Here is a 25,139-nt window from a genome sequence, read left to right on the forward strand (position 1 = left end):
TTTTCTCAGCGACGGCGAAGTGAGTCGAGCAGCGCGGCGAGAGCGATCACCGCGCCGATGACGACCTGCTGCCAGAACGGCGGCACTTGCAGCAGGTTGAGGCCGTTGCGCAGGACGGCGAGCACAAGTGCGCCGACCAACGTCCCGGTAGCGCGGCCAACGCCACCGGACAACGACGCACCACCGATGACGACAGCGGCGATGGCGTCGAGCTCGTAACCGACCGCGGCCTGCGGTCCGGCGGATCCGAGCCGCCCCGCGAGCACGAGGCCCGCGGCGGCGGCGAACAGGCCGCTCAGCGCGTAGATCCAGAGCTTGTTCCTCCGGACGTCGATGCCGCTGAGCTTGGCCGCTTCCTCGTTGCCGCCGATCGCGTACATGCGGCGGCCGAGGTTGGTGCGCGTGAGGATCAGGCCGGTCACGCCGAAGAACGCGAGCATCAGCAGCAGTGGCAGGGGGAGCATCGGCGTGAGGTTCGAGCCGAGGAACGTGACCAGCGCGTCGGTCTCGTGCGGCTGACCTTCGGAGAACACCAGCGTGAGCCCGCGGGCGACGCTGAGCATGGCGAGCGTCGCGATGAACGGCGGCAGCTTGCCGTAGCTGACCAGCGCGCCGTTGACGAGACCGCAGAGCGCGCCGACGACCAGGCCGATCGGGCCGGCGGTGAGCGCGCCGACCATCGCGGCCAGTGCGGCGATGCTGCCGACGCTCAGGTCGATACCGCCCGCCACCACCACGAACGTCATGCCGAACGCCATGATCGCGATGACCGCGGCCTGCACGCCGACGTTGAGCAGGTTCTGCGCGTTGAGGAACGCGGGCTGCATGATCGCGATGACGAGAGCGAGGACGACGAGGCCTGCGAGGGCGCCGTTCTCGCTGGCGTACTTGCGGATGCTGATCGTGGTCATGCCGAAATCTCCTGCACGGCGAGTGCCATCACCTGGTCTTGGGTCGCGCCCTTGGGCAGCTCACCGGCCACCCGGCCGTGTGCCATGACGACGACGCGGTCGCTCATCCCGATCACCTCGGGCAGGTCGCTGGACACGAGCAGCACGGCCCGGCCCTGCGCGGTCATGCGGTTGATCAGCTCGTAGATCTCGACCTTGGCGCCGACGTCGACGCCTCTGGTCGGTTCGTCGAGGATCAGCACCTTCGGGTCGGCCAGCAGCCACTTGCCGATGACGACCTTCTGCTGGTTGCCGCCGGAGAGCTCCTTCACCGGCTGCTCGACGCGGCCCTTGATCCGGAGCTTGCCCGCGATGTCGTGCAGTCGTTCTTCGTCGCGGTTGCCGAGCGTGACGAGTTCGAGGTTGCGGCCGACGGTGGCGGTGAGGACCAGGCCCTGGCCCTTGCGGTCCTCCGGCACCAGGCCGAGGCCTGCCCTGATCGCGGCCTGCACGTCGTGGCGGCGCAACGGCTTCCCGTCGACCGCGACCGTGCCGTGGTCGTAGTCGTCCACGCCGAACGCGGCCCGCGCGACCTCCGTCCGTCCCGCGCCGACCAGGCCCGCGATGCCGACGACCTCGCCCGCGTGGACCTCGATGCTGATGTCCTCGAAGGCTCCGCGCCTGGTCAGGTTCTGGATGCTGAGCAGGGGCCGGCCAGGTCGTTGTTGCGCGCGCGGGTACTGCTCGTCGATCGGACGGCCGACCATCAGCTCGATCATGTGCTGGGTGGTGGCACGTGGGCCGAGGACGCCGACGCTTCGCCCGTCGCGCAGGACCGTGATGCGGTCGGCGACGCGCTGGATCTCGTCGAGGTGGTGGGTGATGAAGACGAGGCCGACGCCGTTGTCGCGCAGCTGGGCCATGATCTGCAGCAGCCGGTCGGTCTCGGTCTCGGTGAGGACCGCGGTCGGCTCGTCCAGGATCAGCACGCCGGCGTTCTTGTCGAGCGCGCGGGCGATCTCGATCATCTGCTGCTGGGCGATGCCGAGGTCCTTGACCTTGGCGCTCGGGTCGACGTTCAGACCGACGCGATTGAGCAGTTCCGGGGCCCTGCGGCGCATCTCGGCGCGGTCGACGAAGCCGTACTTCCTCGGCAGCCGGTTCAGGAACAGGTTCTCGGCGACGCTGAGCTCGGGGACCAGCGCCAGTTCCTGGTGGATGACCGCGAGGCTGGCGTGTCCCTCGATCGTCCCGGCGTCCTGGCCGTGGATGCCCGCGAGGACCTTGACCAGCGTGGACTTGCCCGCGCCGTTCTCGCCGAGCAGGACGTGGACCTCACCGGCGTTGATGTCGAGGTCCACGCCGTCCAACGCCTTGGTTGCGCCGAAGTGCTTCGTGATGCCTCGGGCGGTGATCAGGGTGTTCACAGCTCGGCCTCCCCGAGCGAGCCGCGCAGCACGAGCTTCGCGGTGAGACGGACGTCGTCGGGCTGCTGGCCGTTGATCAGCGCGAGCAGGCTGCGCGCGGCGGCGCGGCCCATCTCGACGGTCGGCTGCGCGACGACCGTGATCGGCGGGTCGAGCAGCGGGAACCACGGCTGGTCGTCGAACACGGCGAACGCGATGTCGTGCGGGATCTGCAGGCCGCGGGCCCTGACCTCGCCGAGCGCGCCGAGGCCCATCAGGTTGTCCATCGCGACGAGTGCCGTGGCGCCGTCGTCGATCAGCCTGGCCGCGGCCTGACTGCCGCTCTCCTGGCGGAAGTCGCCGTGCACGACCTGCGCGAGGCCGCCGAGCGCCCCCGTCAGCACGTCGGTTCGTTCTCTTCCAGTGGAGGTGTTCGGCGGACCCGCGATCACTCCGATGCGGGTGTGGCCGGCGCCGACGAGCCGCCGGGCGAGCGCGGTCAATGCCTCGCTGCCGTCAGCGCGGACGACGGGGCATGTGGCGCCCCTGACCGTCCGGTCGAGCAGAACCAGCGGTACGCCGCCTGCACTCACTTCGCGAACCAGACTCGGGTCGTCGGTCGCGGGGCACAGCAGGAGGCCGTCCACCCGGCGGTCGAGCAGGGTGCGCACGTAGGTCGCTTCCTGCTCGGCGCTCTCGTCGGCGTTCCCGATCACGACGCAGTAGCCGTGTGACCGGGCTTCGTCCTCGACCGCTCGGGCGATCTCGGCGAAGAACGGGTTCAGCAGATCGCTGATGACCAGACCGAGGGTCTGGGTGCTGGTGGTCCTGAGGGATCGCGCCAGGGCGTTGGGCCGGTAGCCGAGCTCGTCGATCGCGGCGAGCACGCGCTCACGGGTCTCCGGCGTCGGCGCGGCATGGCCGTTGAGCACGCGCGACACGGTGGCCGTGGAGACGCCGGCGTGCAGCGCAACGTCCTTCATGGTCGTCACGGAGCAGTAGTTAATCGATTACACATGTATCTAGTCAAGCGGATGAGTAGGTGTACGGATGTAACTGGGCGTGCTCTGCCTCACCCTGATCACATGGACGGACAGGATCGCCTCGGAGACGAGCAGCGCCTCGCGCTGGAGCTCGCAGCCATCGGGCAGCGGCTGACGACGATCAGCTCGGAGCTGCGCGAGCGCACCACCGCAACCGCAGTGCTCGACTCACCCGAGGTGGCACGGCCGGTCGAGGTGCCGCAGCCACCGGCCACGCCCGTCCCACCGCACCCCGCCAGCGTTCCCCAACCGCACGCGGGGCCCTTTCGTACCGACATGCAGTACGAAAGCGCCCCGCGTGAGGTGGCGGCGGCGCCGCAGCAGCAGGCGAACCCGTGGTCGCAGCACGCTGCCGTGCCGGCGCCTCCTGGGGCGCAGCAGCCGCCGGGGCACGGCTTTCCGCCGCCTCAGCCGCAGTGGCAGCAGCCGTGGCCTCCGCAGCCGCAGCCGCCGCGCGAGACCCTGTTCGAGAAGCTCGGCAAGGACGGCGCCGGTGCGAAGCTGCTGGCCTGGGTCGGTGGCGCGATCACCGTGCTCGGCTTCGTCCTGCTGCTGGTCCTGGCCGTGCAGCGCGGCTGGCTCGGCCCGCTGCCACGCGTCATCGGCGGTGCGGTGTTCAGCGGCGTGATGGTCGGCATCGGCATGTGGCTGCACCGCAACCCCGCCGGACGCACCGGAGCGATGGCGCTGGCCTTCACCGGGTTCGCCGGGCTCTACCTCGACGTCATCGCCGCCACGAGCCTGTACGGCTACCTGCCGGAAAGCGTCGGGCTGGTCGTCGGGCTCGCCGTCGCGGCGGCCGGTGTCGTGCTCGCGCTGAAGTGGGACTCGCAAGCGCTCGCGGTCACCGTCGTCGCAGCCTGCGCCCTGTGCTCGCCGATCATCACCGAGGGCTTCACGGTCCTGCTCGTCGGCTTCCTGCTGGTGCTGAAGATGGCCAGCACACCGGTCCAGATCAACCGCAACTGGCCGGGCCTCGCCATCGCCGGCGGCTTCCCCGCGATCCTCGCCTCGCTGCTCACCACCGCCAACGCCATCCCGCGCTCCTACGAGTGGACCGTGGTCGGCGTCGCGGCGGCCACGACCGTCGTCGGCATCGCGGTCGCGTTCCTGACGATCCGCAAGCGGCCCGACGACATCGTCGCCGTCGCGTTGATCGCGGGGTCGGCGTTGCCCGCGCTGTTCGCCACGACGTTGCTGAAGGACCCGGCCAACTCGATCCTCGCCGGTGTGGTCGCCGCCGTGCTGCTGGCGATCTGGATGGTCCCCGACCTGCCGCGCGGGTTCACGACGGCGGCCGGCGCGACGGGCATGCTCGCGTTGTTCCAGACCACGGTGATCGCGCTCGACGGCAACGTCCGCACGGCGATCGTGCTGGCAGAGGCGGTGCTGCTGGCGGTGCTCGCGGCACGCCTGAACAGGAAGAGCGCGCTGATCGGTGCCGTGGCGTTCGGCGTGCTCGGGTTCTTCATGGCGATCGGGCAGGCCGTGCCGATCACCTGGCTGGTGGAGGAGCCGCGCTTCTTCAACAACGTCGAGCCCGGCGACTACGCGGCGGGTCTGGTGACCGCGGTCGTGCTCGGCATCTTCGCGGCCGTCCTGCCGTGGGCCGCGTTGAAGATGCAGGTGCTGCGCGAGCCGGCCAAGCACCCGTTCCCGTGGATCGTCTCCGGGCTCGTGCTGCTCTACGGCGCGGCGGGTGCGGTGCTGTGCGCGGCGCTGCTCGTGTCGCCGGACGAGACCGGGTTCCTCTTCGGGCACTCAGTGGTGACCGTGTCGTGGACGATCGCCGCGTTGTTCCTGCTGGTCAAGGGGATCAACAACAAGGCGTTGCGGATCTCCGGCCTGATCCTGGTCGGTGCCGCGGTCGTGAAGCTGGTGCTGTTCGACCTCTCCGCGCTCGACGGGATCGCCCGCGTGCTGGCGTTCCTCGGTGCCGGTCTGGTCCTGCTCACCGCGGGCACCCGTTACGCCAAACTGGTGACATCGGCGAAAAGTTCCGAGTCATATGAATCCAAACCAGTGGCTCCGCCCTCTTACTGACGGGACGACCGTCGCCCGCACCGCCGTCGCGGGCGACGGTCGTACTACATCCAGGCAAAGATTTCCCTCGGTCGAGTGACTGAAGTGGATCGAAAGCACCCGGAAGTGTTCCCATCGGGCGTATGGCAAAGCCACGCCTCGTGGCCGCGGTTCTAGCGCTCTCAGCGGCCTTCGCGGCGACGGGTGTTCACCAAGGGCACGAGTACACAACCACTTCTTCCACATCGGTCGCGCCGCTCGCGTACGTGGTGGGGAAGACCGGTCTCGTCCAGGTCGTGGACACCCGCAACGGCAACGTTCTCGTGCAGGCCGACACGGGAGGCCGCGCGACGGGTGTCGCGGTGTCGCCCGACGGGCGCCGGCTCTACGTGATCAACGGGTGGACCGGCGCGATCACCGTGGTCGACCCGAGCAACGGCCAGATCGTCGACCGGCTATTCACCCAGGTCCAGCTCTCGCACGCGGCGATGCGCCCGGACGGTCAGCGGCTCTACGTCTCGGCCAGCGGCGGTGTCGCGGTGGTGGACCCGCAGGACTTCCGGATGGTCGCGGTGATCAAGTCGGGCGGGCAGCCGCAGGGTCTCGCCGTCCACCCGGACAACAAGATCCTCTACGTCGCCAACTCCCAGGACGGCACCGTTGGCCTGGTCGACACGGCGACGGCGTTTCAGACCTCGGCGGTGCAGGTCGGCGGGCTGCCGCAGCACCTGGCGATCTCACCGGACGGCAAGCGCCTCTACGTGAGCAGCATGCGCCTGGGCAGCAAGACGCCCGGCACGCTGTCGGTGATCGACACGACCACGAACCAGGTGGTCGGCACGCTGGAGGCGGGCAGGGGAGCGGGCAGCATCGCCATCACCCCGGACGGCGCGACGGCCTACCTGACGCTGCCGAAGGAACACACGGTCGCGGTCATCGACACGGCGACCATGACGGTGCGCGAGCGTTTGCACATCGACTCGCCGAGCGTCGCCATCGCGCCGGGTGACACGAGGGTCTTCCTCGCCACCGGCCCGACGACGACGGTCCTGGACAGCACGAACGTGGTGCTCACGACGTACCTGATGAAGACGGGCGCGTTGCAGGAGGCGAGGCCGCGCCAGTTCGACGCGGCCATGATCGCCTTCCCGCCCGGTCAGCCGACGGCGACCGGCTTGCGGACCTCGTCGTCGAACGGGTCGTCGAGGTCGGTCGGCTCGTCGTGAAGCGCGAGGCGTTCCTGGATCCGCTTGAGCGGACCGGGTGACCACCACGCGGCGTTGCCGAGCAGCTTCATGACGGCGGGCACGAGCAGCATCCGGACGACGGTGGCGTCGAGCGCCAGCGCCAGGATCATGCCCACACCGACGAACCGCATCATCGCGACCTGCGAGAACGCGAACGCACCGGTCACCACGATGAGCAGCAGCGCGGCCGAGGTGATCACGCGGCCGGTCTTGGCCAGGCCGGTCGTCACCGCCTCTTCCGTCGTCGCGCCCTGACCGCGGGCCTCGACCATCCTGCTCAGCAGGAAGACCTCGTAGTCCGTGGACAGACCGAACACGATGGCCGCCATCAGCACGACGATGCCGGACTCCAGCGGTCCTGGCGTCACGCCGAGGAGGTCGGCGCCGTGACCCTCCTGGAAGATCCACACCAGCACGCCGAACGTCGCCGAGAGCGACAGCGCGCTCATCAGCACGGCCTTGATCGGCAGCAGCACCGAGCCGAACGCCAGGAACATCAGGATCAGCGTCGCGCCGAAGAGCAGCGTGACCATCAACGGCAGTCCGTCGGCGATGGCGTCGAGCGAGTCGCTGACCGTGGCGGTGTTGCCGCCGACGAGCACCTCGGCACCGTTGGGCGGGGTGATGGCGCGAACGTCCTTGAGCGCCTGCTTCGACTCGTCGCTGAGCGCGTCGTGCTCCAGACCGGCCATGGCGGCCGTGACGCCCTTGTCCGCACCAGTCGGCTGGACCTCGCCGATGCCGGGCACGTCCTTGACCTTGTCGAGGTACGCCTGGACCGCGGCCTGGTCACCGCCCTGGACGACGATCTTGAAGCCGGTGTTGGAGAGCGCGGAGAAGTTCTGGTTGATGTTCTCGGTGGCCACGCGCACGGCGTTGCCCTCCGGCAGGACCTTCTCGGTGACCTGGCCGAACTGCACGCCGAGGAACGGCGAGCCGAGCGCGAGCAGCACACCGACGATCGGCACGGCGATCAGCACGGGCCGCTTCATGACCTTGGTGCTGAGCTTGCGCCAGCCGCGTTCGCTCGGCTCCTTCTTGCGCCACGGCATCGCGAGCTTGTCGACCCGGTGGCCGAGCACGCCGAGCAACGCGGGCAGCAGCGTGACCGACACCAGCGCCGCGATCGCGACCGACGACACACCGCCGTACGCGAGGGACTTCAGGAAGCCGTGCGGGAAGAGCATCAGCCCGGCCAGCGCGATGACCAGCAGCGTCGCGCTGAAGACGACGGTGCGGCCCGCGGACGCGACCGTGCGTCCGACAGCTTGTTCGGTAGTACGGCCCTGAGCGAGTTCCTCGCGGAACCGGCCGACCATGAACAGGCCGTAGTCGATCGCCATGCCCAGGCCGAGCAGCGAGGCGACGTTGACCGCGAACGAGTTGACCTCGGCGAACAGCGCGACGGCATGCAGCACACCGAGCGCGCCCATGATCGCGAGACCGCCGACGACGACAGGCAGGCTGGCCGCGACCAGGCCGCCGAAGATGACCACGAGCAGCAGCAGGACCAGCGGCAGCGAGAACATCTCGGCGCGCGTCAGGTCCTCCTGGGACATGTCGTTGATGGCCTTCTGGGTGGGCACGAGCCCACCGACCTGCTCGGTGAAGCCGTCGACCTTGAGCTGCTTTTGGATGTCCTGGAACTGCTTGATCTGCTCGTTCGAGTCACCGCTGCTCAGCGTGATGGCGACAAGCGCCTGCTGCTTGTCGTCCGACGGCACCGGCCCGACGGCCTTGAGCACGTCGTCCTTCGGGAAGCCGCTGATGTGATCGGCGATCTTCTTGAGCTCGAGCGGGTTCGCGAAATCGCCGCGATAAATGACGATCACGTCACCGTTCTGCCGCCCGAACGCCTCCTCGGCTACTTTGTCGGCCCGCGCCGCCTCACTGGAGGGAGCCTCGTAGCCACCCTGGCTGAGCTTGTCGAACACGCCGATGCCCCACACCCCGCCCAGGACCGCGAGCAGCACTGTCGCGACCAGGACCACCCAACGGCGGCGATATGCGATCGAGCCCCACTTCGCGAACATCGGCGACGGCCTCCTGGGTTACCGTTCTGTAAATCCCGTGAACTCTTGTAAACACCGTTCACTGAAACCGTACGGGGCCGTGGGCGGGGTCTACAACCCGATGGAGTGACATATGACCGAGGCCACTCGCCGAGAACGACTCCGCGCCGAGACCGAGCGTGAGATTCGGCAAGCGGCCCGCGCCCTTTTGGTGGAGAGCGGCCGCGACGCGGTTACCCTGCGTGCGATTGCACGTAAACTCGGAATCACCGCGCCGGCGCTGTACCGCTACTACGACTCGCACGACGCGCTGCTGCGACAGCTCTGCGACGACATCTGCGCGGACATGGCCGAAGCCCTCCACACGAAGCTGGCCGCGGAGACATCAGGCCAGGTCGGATGCAAGGTGAGGGCGGTGTGCCACGCGTTCCGCCGCTGGGCCCTGGCCCACCCGCAGGAGTTCGCCCTGGTGTTCGCGTCGCCGCGGGACCCGATCGGCGCGGACCAGTTCGGGTCGGTGTTCCTGCAACTGGCCGGACCGCTGATTGCGTCCAATCAGGCGGCGAACCACGCCGACTCGCCGGTGCCGGCGGTGCTGCACGAGGACCTGGTCCGTTTCCAACAGGTGCTGCGGGACGCGGTGGCCGAGCACGGGGTGACGCTGGCGGACTCGGTCCTGAACCTCGGGAAGATCTACCACGTCGTGCAGTCGTGGGTGCGGCTGTACGGACACGTGGCTTTGGAGGTGTTCGGGCGGTTCCCGTTCGCGGTGAGCAACCCGGAGCCGATGTTCGACAACATGCTGGACCAGATGCTGTCGGACATCGGGTTCGAGGAGGACGCGCCCGTTCAGTGATGTAGCGCCGGGCGGACGTTCGGCGACATACGACCCGTGGTCGCCGCCGAGAACTCGCCAACCCCTGTTGATCCGCCTGTCGAGCCGTCGGGCGCACCAGGCCAAGCCATCCTCGACCTGCTGGACAAGGCCATCGGCCTGCAGACACCGCTGGTGCGCAAGAACATCGCCCGCGCGCGTCAGCGCAACCCGGAGTCGACACCTGCAGAGGTCATCGGAACCCTGGAGAAGATGTACGTCAGCGCTCTGGCGAGCACGGGGGCCGCGGTCGGAGGCGTCGCGGCCGCACCCGGTGTCGGTACCGGGGTCGCGCTGGCGCTGTCGGCGGGCGAGGCACTGTCCTCGCTCGAACTGAGCGCCCTGTACGTGCTCTCGGTCGCCGAGGTCCACGGCGTCCCGCTCGACGAGATCGAACGCCGCCGGACCCTCGTGCTGGGGATCCTGCTCGGCGAGTCCAGCACCAAGACGATCGGCAAGATCGCCGAGCGCACTGGCCGGCACTGGGCCCGTCAGCTCGTCAGCGCGGTGCCCACGACGACGTTGAAGCAGATCAACAAGGTCCTGGGCAGGAACTTCATCACCAAGTACGGCACCAAGCAGGGGATCGTCGTGCTCGGCAGGGCGGTCCCGTTCGGCATCGGTGCGCTGATCGGCGGCGGCGCGAACGCCACCATGGCCGTTCTGGCGGTCAAGGCTGCCCGGCGCGCGTTCGGCCCGGCGCCGGAGGCATGGCAGGAGCTGGCGCAGTCGTAACCGCGCCAGCTCCTCCCGTTGCTACAGAACGATGTTCACCAGGCGGCCGGGAACGACGATCACCTTGCGCGGTTCGCCACCCGCGACCAGCTCGGCGATCTTCTCCTCGGCCAGTGCCGCGGCCTTGATCTCGTCCGGCGCCGCGGACGCCGACACGACGACCCGCGAGCGGACCTTGCCGTTGACCTGGATCGGGTACTCGACCGTGTCCTCGACCAGGTACTGCTCGTCGGCCTTCGGGAACGGCCCGTGTGCCAGCGAGCCCTCGTGGCCCAGCTTCGACCACAGTTCCTCGGCCACGTGCGGGGCCTGCGGCGCCAGCATCAGCACCAGGGCCTCTGCCAGCGCGCGGGGCGTGCCGGCCGAGTAGTGCTTGGTGACGTAGTTGTTCAGCTCGATCAGCTTCGCGCCGGCCGTGTTGTAGCGCAGGTTCGCGTAGTCGTCGTGCACGCCGGCGATGGTCTTGTGCAGCAGGCGCAGCGCCTCGACGGACGCTTCTTCGTCCGTGACGCGCAGCGAGCCGTCGGTCTCGTCGACCAGGTTGCGCCACAGACGCTGCATGAACCGTTGCGCGCCAACGACGTCCTTGGTCGCCCACGGGCGTGACACGTCCATCGGACCCATGGACATCTCGTAGAACCGGAAGGTGTCGGCGCCGTACGTCTCGCACATCTGGTCCGGCGTGACGACGTTCTTCAGGCTCTTGCCCATCTTTCCGTACTCACGGCGGACTTCCTCGCCGTTGTACGTGTACTTGCCGTCGGCCTCGACGACCTCGTCGGCCGGCACGTAGACGCCGCGCGGGTCGACGTACGCGTACGCCTGGATGTAGCCCTGGTTGAACAGGCGGCGGTACGGCTCGTCGCCGGACAGGTGGCCCAGGTCGAACAGGACCTTCTGCCAGAAGCGCGAGTACAGCAGGTGCAGCACCGCGTGCTCGACGCCGCCGATGTACAGGTCGACGCCGCCGGGGTCGGTCGGGCCGTGCTCGGCCGTGCGCGGGCCCAGCCAGTACTTCTCGTTCTCCGGGTTGACGAACCGCTCGGTCTCGACCGGGTCGACGTAGCGCAGCTGGTACCAGCACGAACCCGCCCAGTTCGGCATGGTGTTCGTGTCGCGGCGGTACGTCTTCAGGCCGTCGCCCAGGTCCAGCTCGATCGTCGTCCACTCGGTGGCACGCGACAGCGGCGGCGACGGCTCGGTGTTCGCGTCCTCCGGGTCGAAGGTGCGCGGCGAGTAGTCGTCGACCTCGGGCAGCTCGATCGGCAGCATCGACTCCGGCAGCGCGATGGCGGTGCCGGCCTCGTCGTAGACGACCGGGAACGGCTCGCCCCAGTAGCGCTGGCGGCTGAACAGCCAGTCGCGCAGCTTGAACTGGACGGTGCCGTGACCGTGGCCGTTCTCCTCCAGCCAGCCGATCATCGTCTTCTTGGCGTCGTCGATCGCCATGCCGTCCAGGAACCCGGAGTTCACCGCCGGCCCGTCGCCGGTGTAGGCCTCGCCCTCGAAGCCTTCCGACGGCTGGACCGTGCGGATGATCGGCAGCTCGAACTTCTTCGCGAAGTCCCAGTCGCGCTGGTCCTGGCCGGGCACGGCCATGATCGCGCCCGTGCCGTAGCCCATCAGCACGTAGTCGGCGATGTAGACCGGGATCTCCTTGCCGTTCACCGGGTTCGTCGCATACGCCCCGATGAAGACGCCGGTCTTCTCCTTGTTCTCCTGACGGTCCAGTTCGGACTTCAGGGACGCGGCGCGCCGGTACGCGGCGATGTCTGCCACGCGATCGGGCGTCGCAATCTGGTCCACCAGCTGGTGTTCCGGTGCCAGGACCATGTAGGTCGCGCCGAACAACGTGTCCGGACGGGTCGTGAAGACCTCAATGCTCTCGTCTCCCACCGCGAATCGGACTCGGGCGCCATGCGAGCGCCCGATCCAGTTGCGCTGCATGGCCTTGACCTTGTCCGGCCAGTCCAGCCGGTCCAAGTCGTCGATCAGCCGGTCCGAGTACGCGGTGATGCGCATCATCCACTGGCGCAGGCTTTTCCTGAACACCGGGAAGTTGCCACGCTCACTGCGACCGTCCGCGGTGACCTCTTCGTTCGCCAGCACAGTACCCAGTCCGGGACACCAGTTGACGGGCGCCTCCGACATGTAGGCCAGGCGGAATTCGCCCAAGATCCTTTGCTGGTCGGCAAAAGACAGCTCAGACCAGGTGCGGCCGCCCTCGACGTCCCGCTCGCCAGACTCGAACTGCGAGATCAACTCGGCGATCGGACGAGCCTTGCGCGCGTCGACGTCGTACCAGGAGTTGAAGATCTGCAGGAAGATCCACTGAGTCCACTTGTAGTACTCGGGGTCGATCGTCGAGATGCGGCGACGCTCGTCGTGGCCCAGCCCCAGCCTGCGGATCTGGCGCAGGTAAGTGTTGATGTTGTCTTCGGTGGTCTTGCGCGGGTGCTGGCCGGTCTGCACCGCGTACTGCTCCGCGGGCAGGCCGAACGCGTCGAAACCCATGGTGTGCAGCACGTTGCGGCCGTTCATGCGGTGGTACCGCGCGAACACGTCCGTGCCGATGAAGCCCAGCGGGTGGCCGACGTGCAGGCCTGCACCGCTCGGGTACGGGAACATGTCCTGCACGAACAGCTTGTCGGCGGGCACGTCACCCTTGAGCGCGCCAACGGGGTTGGGCGCGTGGTAGGTGCCGTTGTTCTCCCAGTACCGCTGCCACCGCTCCTCGATCTGGTTCGCCAGCTCGGCGGTGTAGCGGAAGGCGGGAATCTCCGCCGCGTCCGTGCTCATTTCAAGGTCCCTCTCACGTCGTTCCTGCCCCTGACATGACGAAACCCCCCAGCCCAGACAGGGCATGGAGGGTGGCCGCGCCGACCGTCTCTTCGATCAGTCGTCGCGGCTAGATAAGGAGCAGGCGGGCCGTGCTCATGTCATCAACGGTATCAGCGCAGCGCAAGCTCGATGAACCGGGCGGTGGCCTGCGGCACACCTGGCAGGGGTGACTGCCGGGTGAACCGGGGATTCGTCTTACCCTCATGGGGTGAACTTCGTGCTGTCGGTCGTCCTGGGTGTGCTCGGCGTCGCTCTCGGCGCGGTCGGTCTGCTGGGCCTGCAGGGCAAGCTGCGCCGCAACCGCTTCGTCGGCGTGCGCACCGCCGCCGCCGTGCGTGACGAGGAGACGTTCGCGCTGGCCAACCGCGTTGCCGGGGTGCCGAACGTCGCGGCGGGCGTCGTGGCGATCGTGTCGGGCGCGATGGCGTTCGTGATGGCCGACCTGGCCGTCACCGCTGGGATCATCGGACTGATCGGTGCGCTGGCGATCGCGTTCGCCGGCGGGATCGTCGGTAGCCGGGCGGCCGCGCTCGTGCCGGAGCCGGTCAAGCCGAAGGGTTGCGGCGGGTGTGCTTGCGGTGGTGGCGGTTGCTCGCCGCTCGCTGGTCTGTAACGCGACGTTTCACGTGAATCAGTTCTCGCGGACGTCCTTCGGGTAGGTCGACAGCAGCGCCAGCGGCATCCCCTGCCGGCGCAGCACCCGGCCCCAGAGGTCGACGTTCGCGCCGGCCAGCACGTCGTCGGCCAGTCCGGTCACGACGATCCAGTCGCCGCGGTCGATCTCGCCCTGGAGCTGGCCCTCGCCCCACCCGCTGTAGCCCACGAACACCCGCAGGCCGCGCACCAGCGGCATGAGGTCGTCCGGTTCGGCGTCGAGGTCCACGAGTGCCACCGGGCCCTGCACGCTGACGAGGCCCTCCACCGTGGACGGATCGGTGCCGGGCTTCAACGCCGCCAGGCACAGCGCGGTCTTCTGCTCGACCGGGCCGCCTATGTAGATGCACTGCGGCTTGGTGACCTGGGAGCCCCACGGGGGCAGCACGTCGTGCACCGCAACGTCGGAGGGGCGGTTCAGCACTACGCCGAGGGTCCCCTCTGGACGTTGGTCGATGATGTAGACGACGGTGCGTGTGAAGTTCGGGTCGTTCAGGCTCGGAGCGGCTACCAAGAGGGAGCCTGGCTCGACTTCGACTTCGTCATCGGGACGCACGTCACCATGAAATCACCCGTGATCGCCGGAACAACTCAGGCCCGCGTCCCGTTAGACTGAGATGTCGGATGTCTTTGTGTCCCCCGGGCTCAACAGACAACCGCCTTCGCGGAATACCGTTCGGCTGGAGCCGCGTAGTGCGCCGCGCCGTGAGGCGACCTGGCATCCGGCCCAGGGAAGCCGGACCGTGAGGTCCGGCTTTCGTGGTTTTAACCCGGGCGCGCATACAGTGCAGCGGTGACAACGCTTGCGGTGGAGAAGCACCACTGGGGATCACGCCGGTTCCTCGGCATCCCCGCATACCGCAGGCTCCTCGCCACACGTCTCGCCTCCCAGTGGGGTGACGGGCTCTTCCAGGCCGGGCTCGCCGGCGCTGTGCTCTTCAACCCCGAACGGCAGGCCGATCCGGCGGCGATCGCGGCCGGGTTCGCGGTGCTGTTGCTGCCGTACTCGCTGATCGGGCCGTTCACCGGGGCGTTGCTCGACCGGTGGGACCGCAAGCGCGTGATCGTCGTGGCGAACATCCTGCGCGCGACGTTCGTGCTGCTCACGGCCTTGGCGGTCGGTGCTGGGCTGAGCGGGGTTCCCCTTTACGTGTCCGCGCTCATCGTCATGGGCATCGGGCGGTTCGTCGGGTCGGGGTTGTCGGCGTCGCTGCCGCACGTCGTCGACGAGGACCACCTGGTCGAGGCGAACGCGCTGACCACGACGGCCGGTGCGGTCATGGCCGTGATCGGCGCTGCCTGCGCCATCGGGTTCCGGACGCTGCTCGGCGCCGGGGACGGCGGTTCGGGGTGGACCACCAGCATCGCGATGGTCGGGCTGCTGCTCAGCGCGTTCATCGCCAGCCGGTTCAAGGCTGGTGTGCTCGGGCCGGACGAGGTCGACGAGCCGCCGCACGCGATCACGGCTGTCGCCCGCGGTCTGGTGGACGGTGCGAAGGCCACCTGGCGCACGCCGAGTGTCACGGCCGGGCTGGCCGCGCTGCTCGCGCACCGGGCCGCGTTCGGCATGAGCCTCATGATCACGCTGCTGCTGATGCGCTACAGCCTGGAGGACGTCGGCATCCTCAAGGCCGGCATCGGCGGGCTCGGTGAGGTCGCCGTCGCCGGTGGCGCGGGTGTGCTGCTCGCCGGGATCCTGACCGACCGGATCGTCGACAGGTTCGGCGTCAGGCGCACGATCTGCGGAGCGTTGCTGCTCACGGCCGCCGCCCAGGTCGGGCTCGGGCTGCCGATGACGCTGCCGACCATCCTGCTGGCCGGGTTCGTGATCATCTTCGCCGGTCAGATCGTGAAGCTCTGCGTGGACACCGCGGTGCAGCACGACGTCGGTGACGAGATCCGCGGGCGTGTGTTCGCCCTCTACGACACCCTTTTCAACATCGCGCAGGTCACCGCGGTGACCATCACGGCGACGGTCGTCCCCCTGGACGGGCGCTCGCCCGGCCTGATCCTCGTCGCCGCGAGCCTCTACCTGGTCGGCATGGCCGCCTACCTGCTGCTGTCAGCGCGGAAACGGCAGGTGCAACATGCCGGCCTCGTGCGCGAAGACGACCGCGGCCACCCGATCGGGTAGATCCAGGCGCCGCAGGATGTCGGCCACCTCGTCAGCCACCCGTTGCTGCCCGATGCCGAGCACGCGCGCTATCTCGTGGTCCGCGTGACCCCGCGCGATGCACCGCAGCACAGCGCGTTGGTCGTCGGTCAGCACGTCCAGGTCCCGTACGGCAGGACCTGCGGAAAGTCCCCAAGCGAACATCTGCACCACCCCCAATGCGCCCCCTAGCGCACTTCCCATGGTGCATCCCCGCGCTGACACTTCGCTAACGCGGGGATTCCATTCGCTCACAATGCGTCACGAAGCGGGTGGCGTGATCCCCTGTTCGCGCGCCCAGTCGAGCAACGCGGCCTCGGCTTCGTCGCGGTCCAGCGGTCCGCGGTCGAGCCGGAGCTCCTTGAGGAACTTCCACGCGGCACCGACCTCGCGGCCCGGCGCCAGGCCGAGCAGCTTCATGATCTCGTTGCCGTCGAGGTCCGGACGCACGCGCGCGAGGTCTTCCTCGGCCGCGATGCGCGCGATGCGTTCCTCGAGAGAGTCGTAGGTCCGGCGCAGCAGGTTCGCCTTGCGCTTGTTCCTGGTCGTGCAGTCGGCACGGACGAGCTTGTGCAACCGCGTCAGCAGGTCACCGGCGTCCGTCACATAGCGGCGCACGGCCGAGTCGGTCCACTCGCCGCCGCCGTACCCGTGGAAGCGGAGGTGCAGGTAGACGAGCTTCGCGACGTCCTCGGTGATCTCCTTCGAGTACCGCAGCGCCCGCAAGCGCTTGCGGACCATCTTCGCGCCCACGACCTCGTGGTGGTGGAACGAGACACCGCCGCCTGACTCGAACTTCCGGGTCGCCGGCTTGCCGATGTCGTGCAGCAACGCGGCGATCCTCAGCACCAGATCGGGTGAGTGATCAACTTCTTCAAGATCAATTGCCTGCTCCAGCACAACCAGGGAGTGGTCGAAGACGTCCTTGTGCTGATGATGTTCGTCGATCTCCAGCTTCATGGCCGTGAGCTCGGGCAGCACGATGTCGGCCAGCCCGGTCTCCACCATGAGCTCGATGCCGCGGCGCGGGTGCGCGCCGCACAGGAGCTTCGAGAGCTCCACCTGCACGCGCTCCGGCGTGATGCGGGTGAGCTGGCCTGCCATCGAACGCATCGCCTCGATCACCCGAGGCGCGGCGGTGAAGCCGAGCTGGGAGACGAACCGGGCGGCGCGCAGCATGCGCAGCGGGTCGTCGCCGAACGACTCCTGCGGGGTCGCCGGGGTGTCCAGCACCCCGTCCCGCGCAGCCTGGAGGCCGCCGGTCGGGTCGACGAACTCGCTCGCCGCGATGTCGAACGCCATCGCGTTGACCGTGAAGTCGCGCCGGACCAGGTCGCCGTCGATGGAGTCGCCGAAGCTCACCTCGGGATTGCGGGTCACGCCGTCGTAGACGTCCGCGCGGAAGGTCGTGATCTCGATGATCTCGCCGTGCTTCGACGCCCCGACCGTCCCGAACGCGATGCCGGTGTCCCACTGCGCGTCGGCCCAGCCGCTCAGCAGTTTCTGGATCTCCGCAGGTCGCGCGTCCGTCGTGAAGTCGAAGTCGTTCGTCGGGCGCCCCAGCACGGCGTCGCGCACACTTCCACCCACGAGGTAGAGGCGCTTGCCCTCGGCTGCGAACCGAGCGGCCAGCTCAGCGACGACTGGTGTAATTGCGGGAGCTTCCACCACCGCATTCTGCTGGAGCGATCGAGACACGAGAAACCAGCGTACTCAAGGTTCGTAAGTACGATCGGCCGTATGCCCCCGTCAGCCGCACGTTCCGGGAGTCCCAAACCGGGGCGCAGGAAGAGGCGGCGGGGCCGGAGGCTCAAGACCGTCGACGAGACGTCGGCTGGTGGCCTGGTGCTCGACGGAGAGCAGCGGGCCGCGGTGATCGGGAGACTTGACCGGCGAGGCCGGTTGCTGTGGTCTTTGCCCAAGGGTCACATCGAGGCGGGCGAGACCGCGGAACAGACCGCGGTGCGCGAGGTCGCCGAGGAGACCGGTATTCATAGCAGGGTGCTGCGCCCGTTGGGGTCGATCGACTACTGGTTCGTCGCAGACGACCGCCGGGTGCACAAGACGGTTCACCACTTCCTCCTCGAAGCGACGGGGGGAGAGCTTTCCGACGAAGACGTGGAGGTCACCGAGGTGGCGTGGGTGCCACTCGGCGAGCTGGACGAGCGACTCGCGTATGCCGATGAGCGCCGTCTGGTCCGCCGAGCAGCCGAACTGCTCGCCGACCGCTGCCACAAAGGGGCGGAGTCGGCGTGAGCCTGAGGAAACTCGTCTGCACAGCCGCTGTCGCCGCGTTCGTGGTGATCACGGCGCCGCCCGCTGGCGCCCAGCAGTCGCAGCCGGACGAGATCGACGCGTTGCCCTTCATGCCCGCGCCCGCCACACAGGTGTGGGCGACCAGATCTCTCTCCGCCCAGCCCGGCCAGGCGCAGCCGCAGTTCCTGCGGCTCGACATCGACCAGCTCACACCGCGGTTCGTCACGAGCGACTCACCGGGGACCGTCAAGATCACCGGCAAGATCGCGAACGTCGGCGACCGCAAGGTCTTCGACATCGTGCTGCGGCTGGAACGCGGTGAGCCGCTCGGCACAGAGGACGACCTGCGCAAGGCGCTGCGGGAGCCCGCGGCCGCCGAGGCCGTGCAGCCCAAGTTCACGCCGGTCGCCGGCGAGCTGGAGCCCGGCCAGCAGAAGGACTTCACCCTCGAGGTGCCGCTGCGTGGCACCGAACCGACCTCGCTCGAGGTCGACCAGCCCGGCATCTACCCGATCCTCGCGAACGTCAACGGCAGGCCGGACTACGGCGGCCAGGCGCGGCTCGCGGCGCTGTCCACGCTGCTGCCCGTGCTCGGGGTCCCCGGTGGCGAGACCAAGGGCAAGCCCGGTGCCGGCGCGAAGCTGACGGTGCTGTGGCCGATCGTGGACCGTCCCCGGCTGGTCCGGCTCGGCGGCGAGGGCCAGTCCGAGCTGATCGACGACGAGCTCGCGACGTCGCTCTCGGTCAACGGCAGGCTGTACGGCCTGCTGCAGGCCTACGAGCAGGCGATCTCCTCGATGAGCACGGCCATGTGCCTGGCCATCGACCCAGATCTGCTGCGCACCGTGCAGGCCATGAGCACCGGTTACCGCCTGCGTGGCGGCGCCGAGGGCAAGGGCAGGAGCGAGGCCAAGCTGTGGCTCGACCGGCTCAAGCTCGCCGTGACGGGCCGTTGTGTCGTCGCACTGCCGTACGCCGACGCCGACCTCGTGGCGTTGAACAGGGCGAAGCTCGCCGCCATGCGCACCCTCGCGGTGACGGACGGCCCCAAGCTCATCCAGGACGTTTTGGGCGTGCGGCCGCTGCCCGACCTGGTGTGGCCAGAGGACGGCGTGCTCGACCAGTCGACGTTCGACGAGCTGGTCACGCCGCAGCCGGACAAGCGCTACCCCGGCGCGAAGTCGTTGCTGCTCGACCCGGCCGGACTGGCCGACGCGCCGGGCACCGGACCCGTGGGTGTCGCCGGCAAGACCCCGGTGACCGCGGTGAAGATCGACTCGATGGTCTCGGACGCGCTGCAGGGCAGTGACTCGCGGCCGCGCACGCTGTCCGGCGTCACCGCGCCGATCGAGAGCCAGCCGGTGTCCGTGCAGAACGCGCTGGCGGCACTGGTGTTCCGCGCCGGATGGCAGGGCGACGGCCGCAACGTGCTGGTCGCGCCGCCGCGCCGCTGGCACGCGCCGGTCTCGGAGATGACCGAGTTCCTCACGACGGCCCAGAAGCTGCTGGCGGGCGGCTACGCGACCCAGACGGGGCTCGAGGAGCTGACCACGGCCACGCCGCAGGCGGCGAACGCCAAGATCGCCTACCCGCCGGAGGCCGGCGCACGGGAGATCTCGTCGATCATCTCCGACTCCGTGACGAACCAGAGCATCGAGCTCAACGGCCTGGTCGCGGCCATGCAGCAGGAGGACAGCGCCCACGCGGCACCCGGCGACCTGGCCGATCCGCTGTGGCTCGGGCTGCTGCGCGTGATGTCCGGCGCGTGGCGGTCGAACGAGGAGGGCGCGAGGTCCGCGGCCGACGTCAGCCAGAACGAGCTCAACGCGCTGACCGGCATGGTCGGCGTGACCCAGCCGAGCAGCCCGATCCTGCTGGGTTCCGGCGACAGCCCGATCCCGGTCACGATCACGAACAAGCTCGACGTCCGCGTGACGGTCAGGATCACCCTCGCCGACACCCCCGGCATCCGCAAGCTCGACCTCGCCGACCAGGTGCTTCCCGCCCGCGGCGAGCGCGTCGTGCGCGTGCCCGTCGAGGTGCTGCGGTCCGGCCGGTTCCCGGTGAACGTCCGGCTGACCACTCCCGAGGGCGTCCCGCTCGGGGACACTGTCAAGCTGGAGGTGTCGTCGTCCGCCTACGGCACCATCACGGTGATCATCACCGTGATCGCCGGCATCGCGCTCGTCCTGCTTTCCGGGCGCCGGATCTACAAGAGGGTCCGCGCTCGCAACGGCGAGAACGGCGACGCACCGTCCATCGAGAACGTGACACCGGAGAAGTCGAGCGCGTGAGCGAGACAGCCACGACCACCCAGCCAGAACAGCAGAAGCAGGAGCCGTCGGTCGCCAGGGCCAGCGGCTCGATGGCGATCGCGACGATCGTCAGCCGGGTCACCGGCCTGCTGTCGAAGGTGCTGCTGGTCGCGGCACTGGGCATCGGCACCCTCAACGACTCGTACCAGGCGGCCTCGACGCTGCCGACGATGATCAACGAGCTGCTCCTCGGCGGCATCCTGACCAGCGTGGCGATCCCGCTGCTGGTCCGCGCCGAGAAGGAGGACGGCGACGGCGGTGAGTCGTACGCCCAGTGGCTGATCAGCATGGGCACGGCGATCCTCGGCGTCGGCACGGTGCTCGCGGTGGCCTGCGCGCCGCTGCTGACCTCGCTGTTCATCGCGGATTCGCCGAACGCGAACCGCGACCTGGTCACGGCGTTCGCCTACCTGGTGCTGCCGGGCATCGTGTTCTACGGCCTGACCGCGCTGATCGGCGCGGTGCTCAACGCCCGGCACGTGTTCGGCCTGCCCACCTGGGCGCCGGTGCTGAACAACGTCGTCGTGATGCTCGTCCTGGGCGTCTACTGGCTGCTGCCCGGCGACATCACGCTCAACCCGGTCTCCATGACCGACGCCCACGTCCTGGTCCTCGGCCTCGGCACCGCGCTCGGTGTCGCCGTGCAGGCGCTGGTGCTGTTCCCTGCGCTGCGCAGGACCGGGTTCCGGTTCAAGTGGCGGTTCGGCTGGGACGCGCGGCTCGCCGAGTTCGGCAACCTGGCCTTCTGGGTCCTGCTCTACGTCGGCCTCGGTTTCGCCAGCATGACGGTGCTGACCAAGGTCGCGACGCACGGCGACGGCGCGCTGACGGCGTTCAACTTCCAGTGGCTCATCGCCCAGGTGCCCTACGGCGTGCTCGGCGTCTCGCTGCTCACGGCGCTGATGCCGAAGATGAGCCGGGCCGCGGCGAACAACGACAACGACGCGATCGTGCGCGACCTGCTGTTCGGCAACCGCATGTCGTCGATCCTGCTGATGCCGTTCAGCGTGCTGATGACGGTCTCCGGTGTGGCCATCGGCCTCGCCGCGTTCGGGTTCGGCAAGTCGGGCGTGGACGGCGGCACGGCGGTCGGCCTGGCGCTCGCGCTGTCGGCGTTCGGACTGGTGCCCTACGCGGTCACGCTGCTGCAGCTGCGGGTCTTCTACGCGATGAAGGACGCGCGCACGCCGACGTTGATCCAGGCGTTGATCGTGGCGGTCCGGATCGGCTTGCTCTACTTCTTCCTCGCGGTCTCCGAGCCAGAGCAGCTCGCTGTCGGCGTGTCGATCGCGATGTCGTTGAGCTTCGTGTTCGGCGCGATCGTCGGCCAGGTGTGGCTGCGGATCCGCCTCGGCCGGCTGCGCACCGGCTTCACCATCTGGACCGTCTGCCTCACGGTGGTCGCGTCCGCGGTGGCCTTCGCGGTGGCCAAGGGCGTGAACCTGCTGGTACTGGACCTGATCGACTTCTCGAACCCGGTCGTGGCCGCCTGGTTCGAGACCATTCTGGTGACGCTGATCGGTCTGCCGCTCGCGTTCGGCCTTTTGGCCGCGTTCCGGGTACCCGAGATGAAGCCGGCGATCGACAAGATCAACCGTTTGGTGCGGCGAAGGTGACTCCAGTCCGTGAGCGCCGTCCCGTACCCTCGTCTCCGTGAGTAGCGGAGTTCACGCCGCGCTGGTTCCCGGCGGCGTCATCGGCAATGGCCGCTACCGGCTGCTCGCGAAATCCGGCGCGGACGCCAGGTCGAACGCGGAGCTGTGGCGCGCGCGGGACGGTCAGCTCAACCGGGACGTGGCGCTGACGGTGCTGCTGGGCGATCTGGCGGACAACGACTCCGCGGCCCGTGCCCGCCGGACGGTCGAACGCGCGATGCACGCGGCGTCGTTCACACACCCCGGTGTGTCGAGGGTGATCGACGTGCTGACGCCCGGCACCGGCATCCGCCCCGACGAGGGCATCCTCGGCATCGTCATCGCCGAGTGGACCCAGGGCACCGACCTCATGGACCTCATCGCGGAGGGCCCGCTGCCCGCGGGCGCCGCGACCCGCCTGCTCGAACCGCTGGGCGCCGCCATCGAGGGCGCGCACCACGCCGGTCTGGTGCTGGGCGCCGACCACCCGCAGCGCATCCGGGTCACCTCGGACGGCCGCCTGCGCCTCGCGTTCCCCGGTCCTCGGCCGGACGCGATCGCGCGCGACGACGTCAAGGGCCTCGGCGCGATCCTGTACCTGCTGCTCACCGGCCGGTGGGCGCTGCCGGGCGGCCCCCAGGGCGTGCCGGTCGCACCGACCGGGCCGGACGGGTCCGTGGTCGCACCGAACGCGCTGCACCCGTACCTGCCGCACGACCTGTCGTCCGTCGCGGTGCGCTCGCTGGAAGACACGTCGGTGGGCGGCATCCGCACCTCCGCGGCGATCCTGCAGGTCCTCGACCAGATCGCGGCCGAGGAGGCCCAGACCTCGCTCATCCCGGCCGTGGCGGCGTCACGCGATGACGACGACCAGGTCGTGTGGACGACGCAGCGGCCGAGGCAGGACAAGCAGCAGAAGAAGAAGCTGTGGATCAGCGTCGGCGTGCTCGCACTGGCCACGCTGACCGTGATCGTGTGGCTGAGCGTGCAGATCGTCGGGTTCTTCAGCGACGAGCCGTCCAAGGGCGGCGGCCCGACCGTGGTGATCAACCAGCCGGGCTCGAACGGCCAGACCGCGCCTCCGCCCGCGCCCGCGGGACCGGTGCAGCCGGCCGCCATCGGCGTCTACGACGTGACGAACCAGCCCGACAACCCGAACCAGGCGAGCAGGGCCGCGGACAACAACGCGACCACGTTCTGGCGGACGGACAACTACTTCCAGCAGTTCCCGACGCTCAAGCCCGGCATCGGGCTGATGGCGTCGTTCGCGGAGCCGGTGAAGCTGGCCTCGATCACGATCACCTCGCCCAGCAAGGGGACGCACGTCGAGATCAGGGCGGCCTCCGCGCTGGACTCGCCGATCGAGGAGACCAAGGTCATCGGGGTCGCCGACCTGTCGGACGGGCAGACGCAGATCCAGCTGAACGAGCACGAGCCGACCGCGCACGTGCTGATCTGGATCACGCAGCTGACGAGCACGGGCGGCGGCAAGAACCAGTCGGAGATCCGAGAGATCCTCTACACCCGCGCCCAGTGACCGCACGCGGGGCGCTTTCGTACCGACATGCAGTACGAAAGCGCCCCGCGTGCGATTCGAAACCGCCTGAGTAGCCCTGTCCGGGTGATCTGTGATCACGCTCGCTAAAGTGCGTTCCGTGACCGCCGCAGCCAGCTCGGACGCCGATCTCATCTCGGCCCACGCCGCAGGTGACCCTTACGCGTTCTCGGAGCTGGTCAAACGGCACCGCGACCGGATGTGGGCGGTGGCGTTGCGCACGCTGCGGGACCCTGAGGAGGCCGCGGACGCGCTGCAGGAGGCGTTCATCTCGGCCTTCCGGGCGGCGTCGTCGTTTCGCGCGGAGTCACAGGTCACCACCTGGCTTCACCGGATCGTGGTGAACGCGTGCCTCGATCGGATGAGACGGCGACAAACAAGACCGACAGTCCCGTTGCCCGAGGCCGGTCCAGGCGAGCCCGTCGCGCCCCGTGACGCGATGAGCGACCGCGAGACCAGCCTGATGGTGCAGCAGGCGTTGATGGAGCTGCCAGAAGAGCAGCGGGCGCCCATCGTGCTCGTCGACGTCGAGGGGTATTCCGTCGCGGAAACGGCGAAGATCCTCGGCATCGCGGAGGGCACGGTCAAGAGCCGGTGTGCGCGAGGTCGCGCCAAGCTGGCCAAAGTTCTCGGGCACCTCAGGAACCGAATCGCAGATGCGAACGTCCCAGCTGACGGTGTGAATGTGCAAGAGCAACGTCAGTGGGAGGGCCGATGACCGGCATGGAGCGCGTGCCGATGGGTCCGCCGTGGTCGATCGACCTCATCGCGGACCTGCACGCGGGCGTGCTGCCCCCTGAGGTCGCCGCACAGCTGCGCCCGAGGGTGGAGGCGGACGCCGACGCGGTGGAGATCCTGCGTGCGCTCGACGCCACGCTGGAGGACCTGCACTCGCTGCCGCCCATCCCGATGCCCGACCACGTGGCCGCGCGGATCGACGCCGCACTGGCCGCCGAGGCCCGTCCCGGCATCGCACCGGTCGTGTCGCTGAACGAGGCCCGCAGCCGCCGCAACCGCAGGCTGGGCCTCGGCGGTGGCGTGCTGGTGGCCGCCGCGGCGGCGTTCGGCATCGTGCTGGCCGTGTCGCCGGGCTCGCAGACGCCCTCGAACGACAGCGCACAGCCTCCGCAGGCGACGTCCGTCCCCTCGAACGCGCAACCCGATCTCGCGGTCGACCCGGACAACCTGGGCGCCGCGGTCGGTGACGTGCTCAAGGCGCAGAACTACGGCACGCTGGAGACTCCCGACCGGTTGGCCGGCTGTCTCAAGGGCGGCGGCATCAATGGTGCGGCCAAGCCTCTCGGCATCAGCCCCATCGACCTCAGGGGCAGGGGACCGGCCGTGATGGCGATCCTCCCCGGCGGTGGCGGTCCTGGCCAGCTCAGGCTCGTCGTGCTCGACCCGAAGAACTGCGGACCGGACAAGCCGGAAGGCGTTCTGGCGAACACCACCATCGGCCAGAGGTAGTCGCGGAAGTCACGGAATTAGCTGCACCTACGATCC

Annotated in this window: 20 protein-coding genes; 12 read left to right on the plus strand and 8 right to left on the minus strand. The window is 69.0% G+C overall.

The genetic code is table 11. The features are described from left to right. Positions 1 to 5: 5 nt before the first annotated feature. Genes ACSHWB_RS13670 through ACSHWB_RS13680 form a run of 3 tightly spaced genes read right to left on the minus strand, consistent with a single transcriptional unit; the run spans position 6 to position 3,279 of the window. The gene (locus ACSHWB_RS13670; RefSeq protein WP_439662408.1) at positions 6 to 911 is read right to left on the minus strand and encodes an ABC transporter permease; all 906 of its coding nucleotides are present in this window, start codon (positions 909 to 911) and stop codon (positions 6 to 8) included. Beyond that, positions 908 to 2,317: a sugar ABC transporter ATP-binding protein gene (locus ACSHWB_RS13675; protein ID WP_439662409.1), complete on the minus strand. Its 1,410-nt coding sequence runs from the start codon at positions 2,315 to 2,317 to the stop codon at positions 908 to 910. The genes ACSHWB_RS13670 and ACSHWB_RS13675 overlap by 4 nt, the downstream gene beginning before the upstream one ends. After that, complete coding sequence (locus tag ACSHWB_RS13680) at positions 2,314 to 3,279, minus strand: LacI family DNA-binding transcriptional regulator (protein WP_439662410.1); 966 nt, start codon at positions 3,277 to 3,279, stop codon at positions 2,314 to 2,316. Before ACSHWB_RS13680 ends, ACSHWB_RS13675 begins: the two co-directional genes overlap by 4 nt. A gap of 102 nt (positions 3,280 to 3,381) precedes the next feature. On the opposite strand from ACSHWB_RS13680, the gene ACSHWB_RS13685 reads away from it, so the two are divergent. After that, a complete protein-coding gene (locus ACSHWB_RS13685; RefSeq protein WP_439662411.1) occupies positions 3,382 to 5,382 on the plus strand; it encodes a DUF2339 domain-containing protein in 2,001 nt (666 codons plus the stop codon). A gap of 122 nt (positions 5,383 to 5,504) precedes the next feature. Continuing rightward, complete coding sequence (locus ACSHWB_RS13690) at positions 5,505 to 6,587, plus strand: hypothetical protein (RefSeq protein WP_439662412.1); 1,083 nt, start codon at positions 5,505 to 5,507, stop codon at positions 6,585 to 6,587. Here the strand turns inward: ACSHWB_RS13690 and ACSHWB_RS13695 are convergent. Further along, positions 6,518 to 8,641 (minus strand): MMPL family transporter, encoded by a 2,124-nt coding sequence (locus ACSHWB_RS13695; protein WP_439662413.1) that lies wholly within the window; start codon positions 8,639 to 8,641, stop codon positions 6,518 to 6,520. The two genes, ACSHWB_RS13690 and ACSHWB_RS13695, sit on opposite strands and share 70 nt — an antisense overlap. 112 nt (positions 8,642 to 8,753) lie before the next feature. Between ACSHWB_RS13695 and ACSHWB_RS13700 the strand changes: the two genes are divergently transcribed. Together ACSHWB_RS13700 and ACSHWB_RS13705 are read left to right on the plus strand one after the other, a co-directional pair. Continuing rightward, complete coding sequence (locus tag ACSHWB_RS13700) at positions 8,754 to 9,476, plus strand: TetR/AcrR family transcriptional regulator (protein WP_439662414.1); 723 nt, start codon at positions 8,754 to 8,756, stop codon at positions 9,474 to 9,476. Between the two features lie 36 nt (positions 9,477 to 9,512). Further along, positions 9,513 to 10,229, plus strand: coding sequence for a hypothetical protein (locus tag ACSHWB_RS13705; RefSeq protein WP_439662415.1), 717 nt, complete (start codon positions 9,513 to 9,515; stop codon positions 10,227 to 10,229). Between the two features lie 21 nt (positions 10,230 to 10,250). Here ACSHWB_RS13705 and leuS read toward each other — a convergent pair whose 3' ends face one another. Further along, positions 10,251 to 13,028 (minus strand): leucine--tRNA ligase, encoded by a 2,778-nt coding sequence (gene leuS / locus ACSHWB_RS13710; protein ID WP_439662416.1) that lies wholly within the window; start codon positions 13,026 to 13,028, stop codon positions 10,251 to 10,253. Positions 13,029 to 13,278: 250 nt separating this feature from the next. On the opposite strand from leuS, the gene ACSHWB_RS13715 reads away from it, so the two are divergent. After that, positions 13,279 to 13,683, plus strand: coding sequence for an SdpI family protein (locus ACSHWB_RS13715; RefSeq protein ID WP_439662417.1), 405 nt, complete (start codon positions 13,279 to 13,281; stop codon positions 13,681 to 13,683). A gap of 18 nt (positions 13,684 to 13,701) precedes the next feature. Here the strand turns inward: ACSHWB_RS13715 and ACSHWB_RS13720 are convergent, their stop codons facing one another. Beyond that, the gene (locus ACSHWB_RS13720; RefSeq protein ID WP_439662418.1) at positions 13,702 to 14,280 is read right to left on the minus strand and encodes a YqgE/AlgH family protein; all 579 of its coding nucleotides are present in this window, start codon (positions 14,278 to 14,280) and stop codon (positions 13,702 to 13,704) included. A 237-nt stretch (positions 14,281 to 14,517) separates the two neighbouring features. Between ACSHWB_RS13720 and ACSHWB_RS13725 the strand changes: the two genes are divergently transcribed. Then, positions 14,518 to 15,858, plus strand: a complete 1,341-nt coding sequence (locus tag ACSHWB_RS13725; RefSeq protein WP_439662419.1) for an MFS transporter — start codon at positions 14,518 to 14,520, stop codon at positions 15,856 to 15,858. Here the strand turns inward: ACSHWB_RS13725 and ACSHWB_RS13730 are convergent. Both ACSHWB_RS13730 and ACSHWB_RS13735 read right to left on the minus strand, forming a co-directional pair. Next, complete coding sequence (locus ACSHWB_RS13730) at positions 15,787 to 16,041, minus strand: LuxR C-terminal-related transcriptional regulator (RefSeq protein ID WP_439662420.1); 255 nt, start codon at positions 16,039 to 16,041, stop codon at positions 15,787 to 15,789. The two genes, ACSHWB_RS13725 and ACSHWB_RS13730, sit on opposite strands and share 72 nt — an antisense overlap. 96 nt (positions 16,042 to 16,137) lie before the next feature. After that, positions 16,138 to 17,574: a CCA tRNA nucleotidyltransferase gene (locus ACSHWB_RS13735; RefSeq protein ID WP_439662421.1), complete on the minus strand. Its 1,437-nt coding sequence runs from the start codon at positions 17,572 to 17,574 to the stop codon at positions 16,138 to 16,140. 42 nt (positions 17,575 to 17,616) lie between these two features. On the opposite strand from ACSHWB_RS13735, the gene ACSHWB_RS13740 reads away from it, so the two are divergent. From ACSHWB_RS13740 to ACSHWB_RS13765, 6 genes are all read left to right on the plus strand, one after another. After that, entirely contained in the window at positions 17,617 to 18,132 is a 516-nt protein-coding gene (locus ACSHWB_RS13740; RefSeq protein WP_439662422.1) for an NUDIX hydrolase, read from the plus strand. Beyond that, complete coding sequence (locus tag ACSHWB_RS13745; RefSeq protein ID WP_439662423.1) at positions 18,129 to 20,426, plus strand: DUF6049 family protein; 2,298 nt, start codon at positions 18,129 to 18,131, stop codon at positions 20,424 to 20,426. Before ACSHWB_RS13740 ends, ACSHWB_RS13745 begins: the two co-directional genes overlap by 4 nt. Further along, positions 20,423 to 22,063 carry a murein biosynthesis integral membrane protein MurJ gene (gene murJ, locus ACSHWB_RS13750; RefSeq protein WP_439662424.1) on the plus strand — a complete coding sequence of 547 codons (1,641 nt, stop codon included), beginning with the start codon at positions 20,423 to 20,425 and terminating at the stop codon, positions 22,061 to 22,063. The genes ACSHWB_RS13745 and murJ overlap by 4 nt, the downstream gene beginning before the upstream one ends. A 37-nt stretch (positions 22,064 to 22,100) precedes the next feature. Continuing rightward, complete coding sequence (locus ACSHWB_RS13755) at positions 22,101 to 23,618, plus strand: protein kinase family protein (RefSeq protein ID WP_439662425.1); 1,518 nt, start codon at positions 22,101 to 22,103, stop codon at positions 23,616 to 23,618. 118 nt (positions 23,619 to 23,736) lie between these two features. Beyond that, positions 23,737 to 24,354, plus strand: coding sequence for an RNA polymerase sigma factor SigM (sigM, locus tag ACSHWB_RS13760; protein ID WP_360047514.1), 618 nt, complete (start codon positions 23,737 to 23,739; stop codon positions 24,352 to 24,354). Beyond that, on the plus strand, positions 24,351 to 25,103 hold the full coding sequence (locus ACSHWB_RS13765; RefSeq protein ID WP_439662426.1) for a hypothetical protein: 753 nt from the start codon (positions 24,351 to 24,353) through the stop codon (positions 25,101 to 25,103). Before sigM ends, ACSHWB_RS13765 begins: the two co-directional genes overlap by 4 nt. The last annotated feature ends 36 nt before the right edge of the window (positions 25,104 to 25,139 follow it).

Origin of the sequence: Lentzea sp. HUAS TT2 (assembly GCF_051853195.1) — a bacterium.
Taxonomy (GTDB): Bacteria; Actinomycetota; Actinomycetes; order Mycobacteriales; family Pseudonocardiaceae; genus Lentzea.

Excerpts from the sequence above, each read along its gene's own strand:
- ACSHWB_RS13670 (WP_439662408.1), bottom strand. The coding sequence starts at position 911 with ATGACCACGATCAGCATCCGCAAGTACGCCAGCGAGAACGGCGCCCTC.
- ACSHWB_RS13680 (WP_439662410.1), bottom strand. The coding sequence starts at position 3,279 with ATGAAGGACGTTGCGCTGCACGCCGGCGTCTCCACGGCCACCGTGTCG.
- ACSHWB_RS13685 (WP_439662411.1), top strand. The coding sequence starts at position 3,382 with ATGGACGGACAGGATCGCCTCGGAGACGAGCAGCGCCTCGCGCTGGAG.
- ACSHWB_RS13690 (WP_439662412.1), top strand. The coding sequence starts at position 5,505 with ATGGCAAAGCCACGCCTCGTGGCCGCGGTTCTAGCGCTCTCAGCGGCC.
- ACSHWB_RS13695 (WP_439662413.1), bottom strand. The coding sequence starts at position 8,641 with ATGTTCGCGAAGTGGGGCTCGATCGCATATCGCCGCCGTTGGGTGGTC.
- ACSHWB_RS13700 (WP_439662414.1), top strand. The coding sequence starts at position 8,754 with ATGACCGAGGCCACTCGCCGAGAACGACTCCGCGCCGAGACCGAGCGT.
- leuS (WP_439662416.1), bottom strand. The coding sequence starts at position 13,028 with ATGAGCACGGACGCGGCGGAGATTCCCGCCTTCCGCTACACCGCCGAG.
- ACSHWB_RS13730 (WP_439662420.1), bottom strand. The coding sequence starts at position 16,041 with ATGTTCGCTTGGGGACTTTCCGCAGGTCCTGCCGTACGGGACCTGGAC.
- ACSHWB_RS13740 (WP_439662422.1), top strand. The coding sequence starts at position 17,617 with ATGCCCCCGTCAGCCGCACGTTCCGGGAGTCCCAAACCGGGGCGCAGG.
- ACSHWB_RS13765 (WP_439662426.1), top strand. The coding sequence starts at position 24,351 with ATGACCGGCATGGAGCGCGTGCCGATGGGTCCGCCGTGGTCGATCGAC.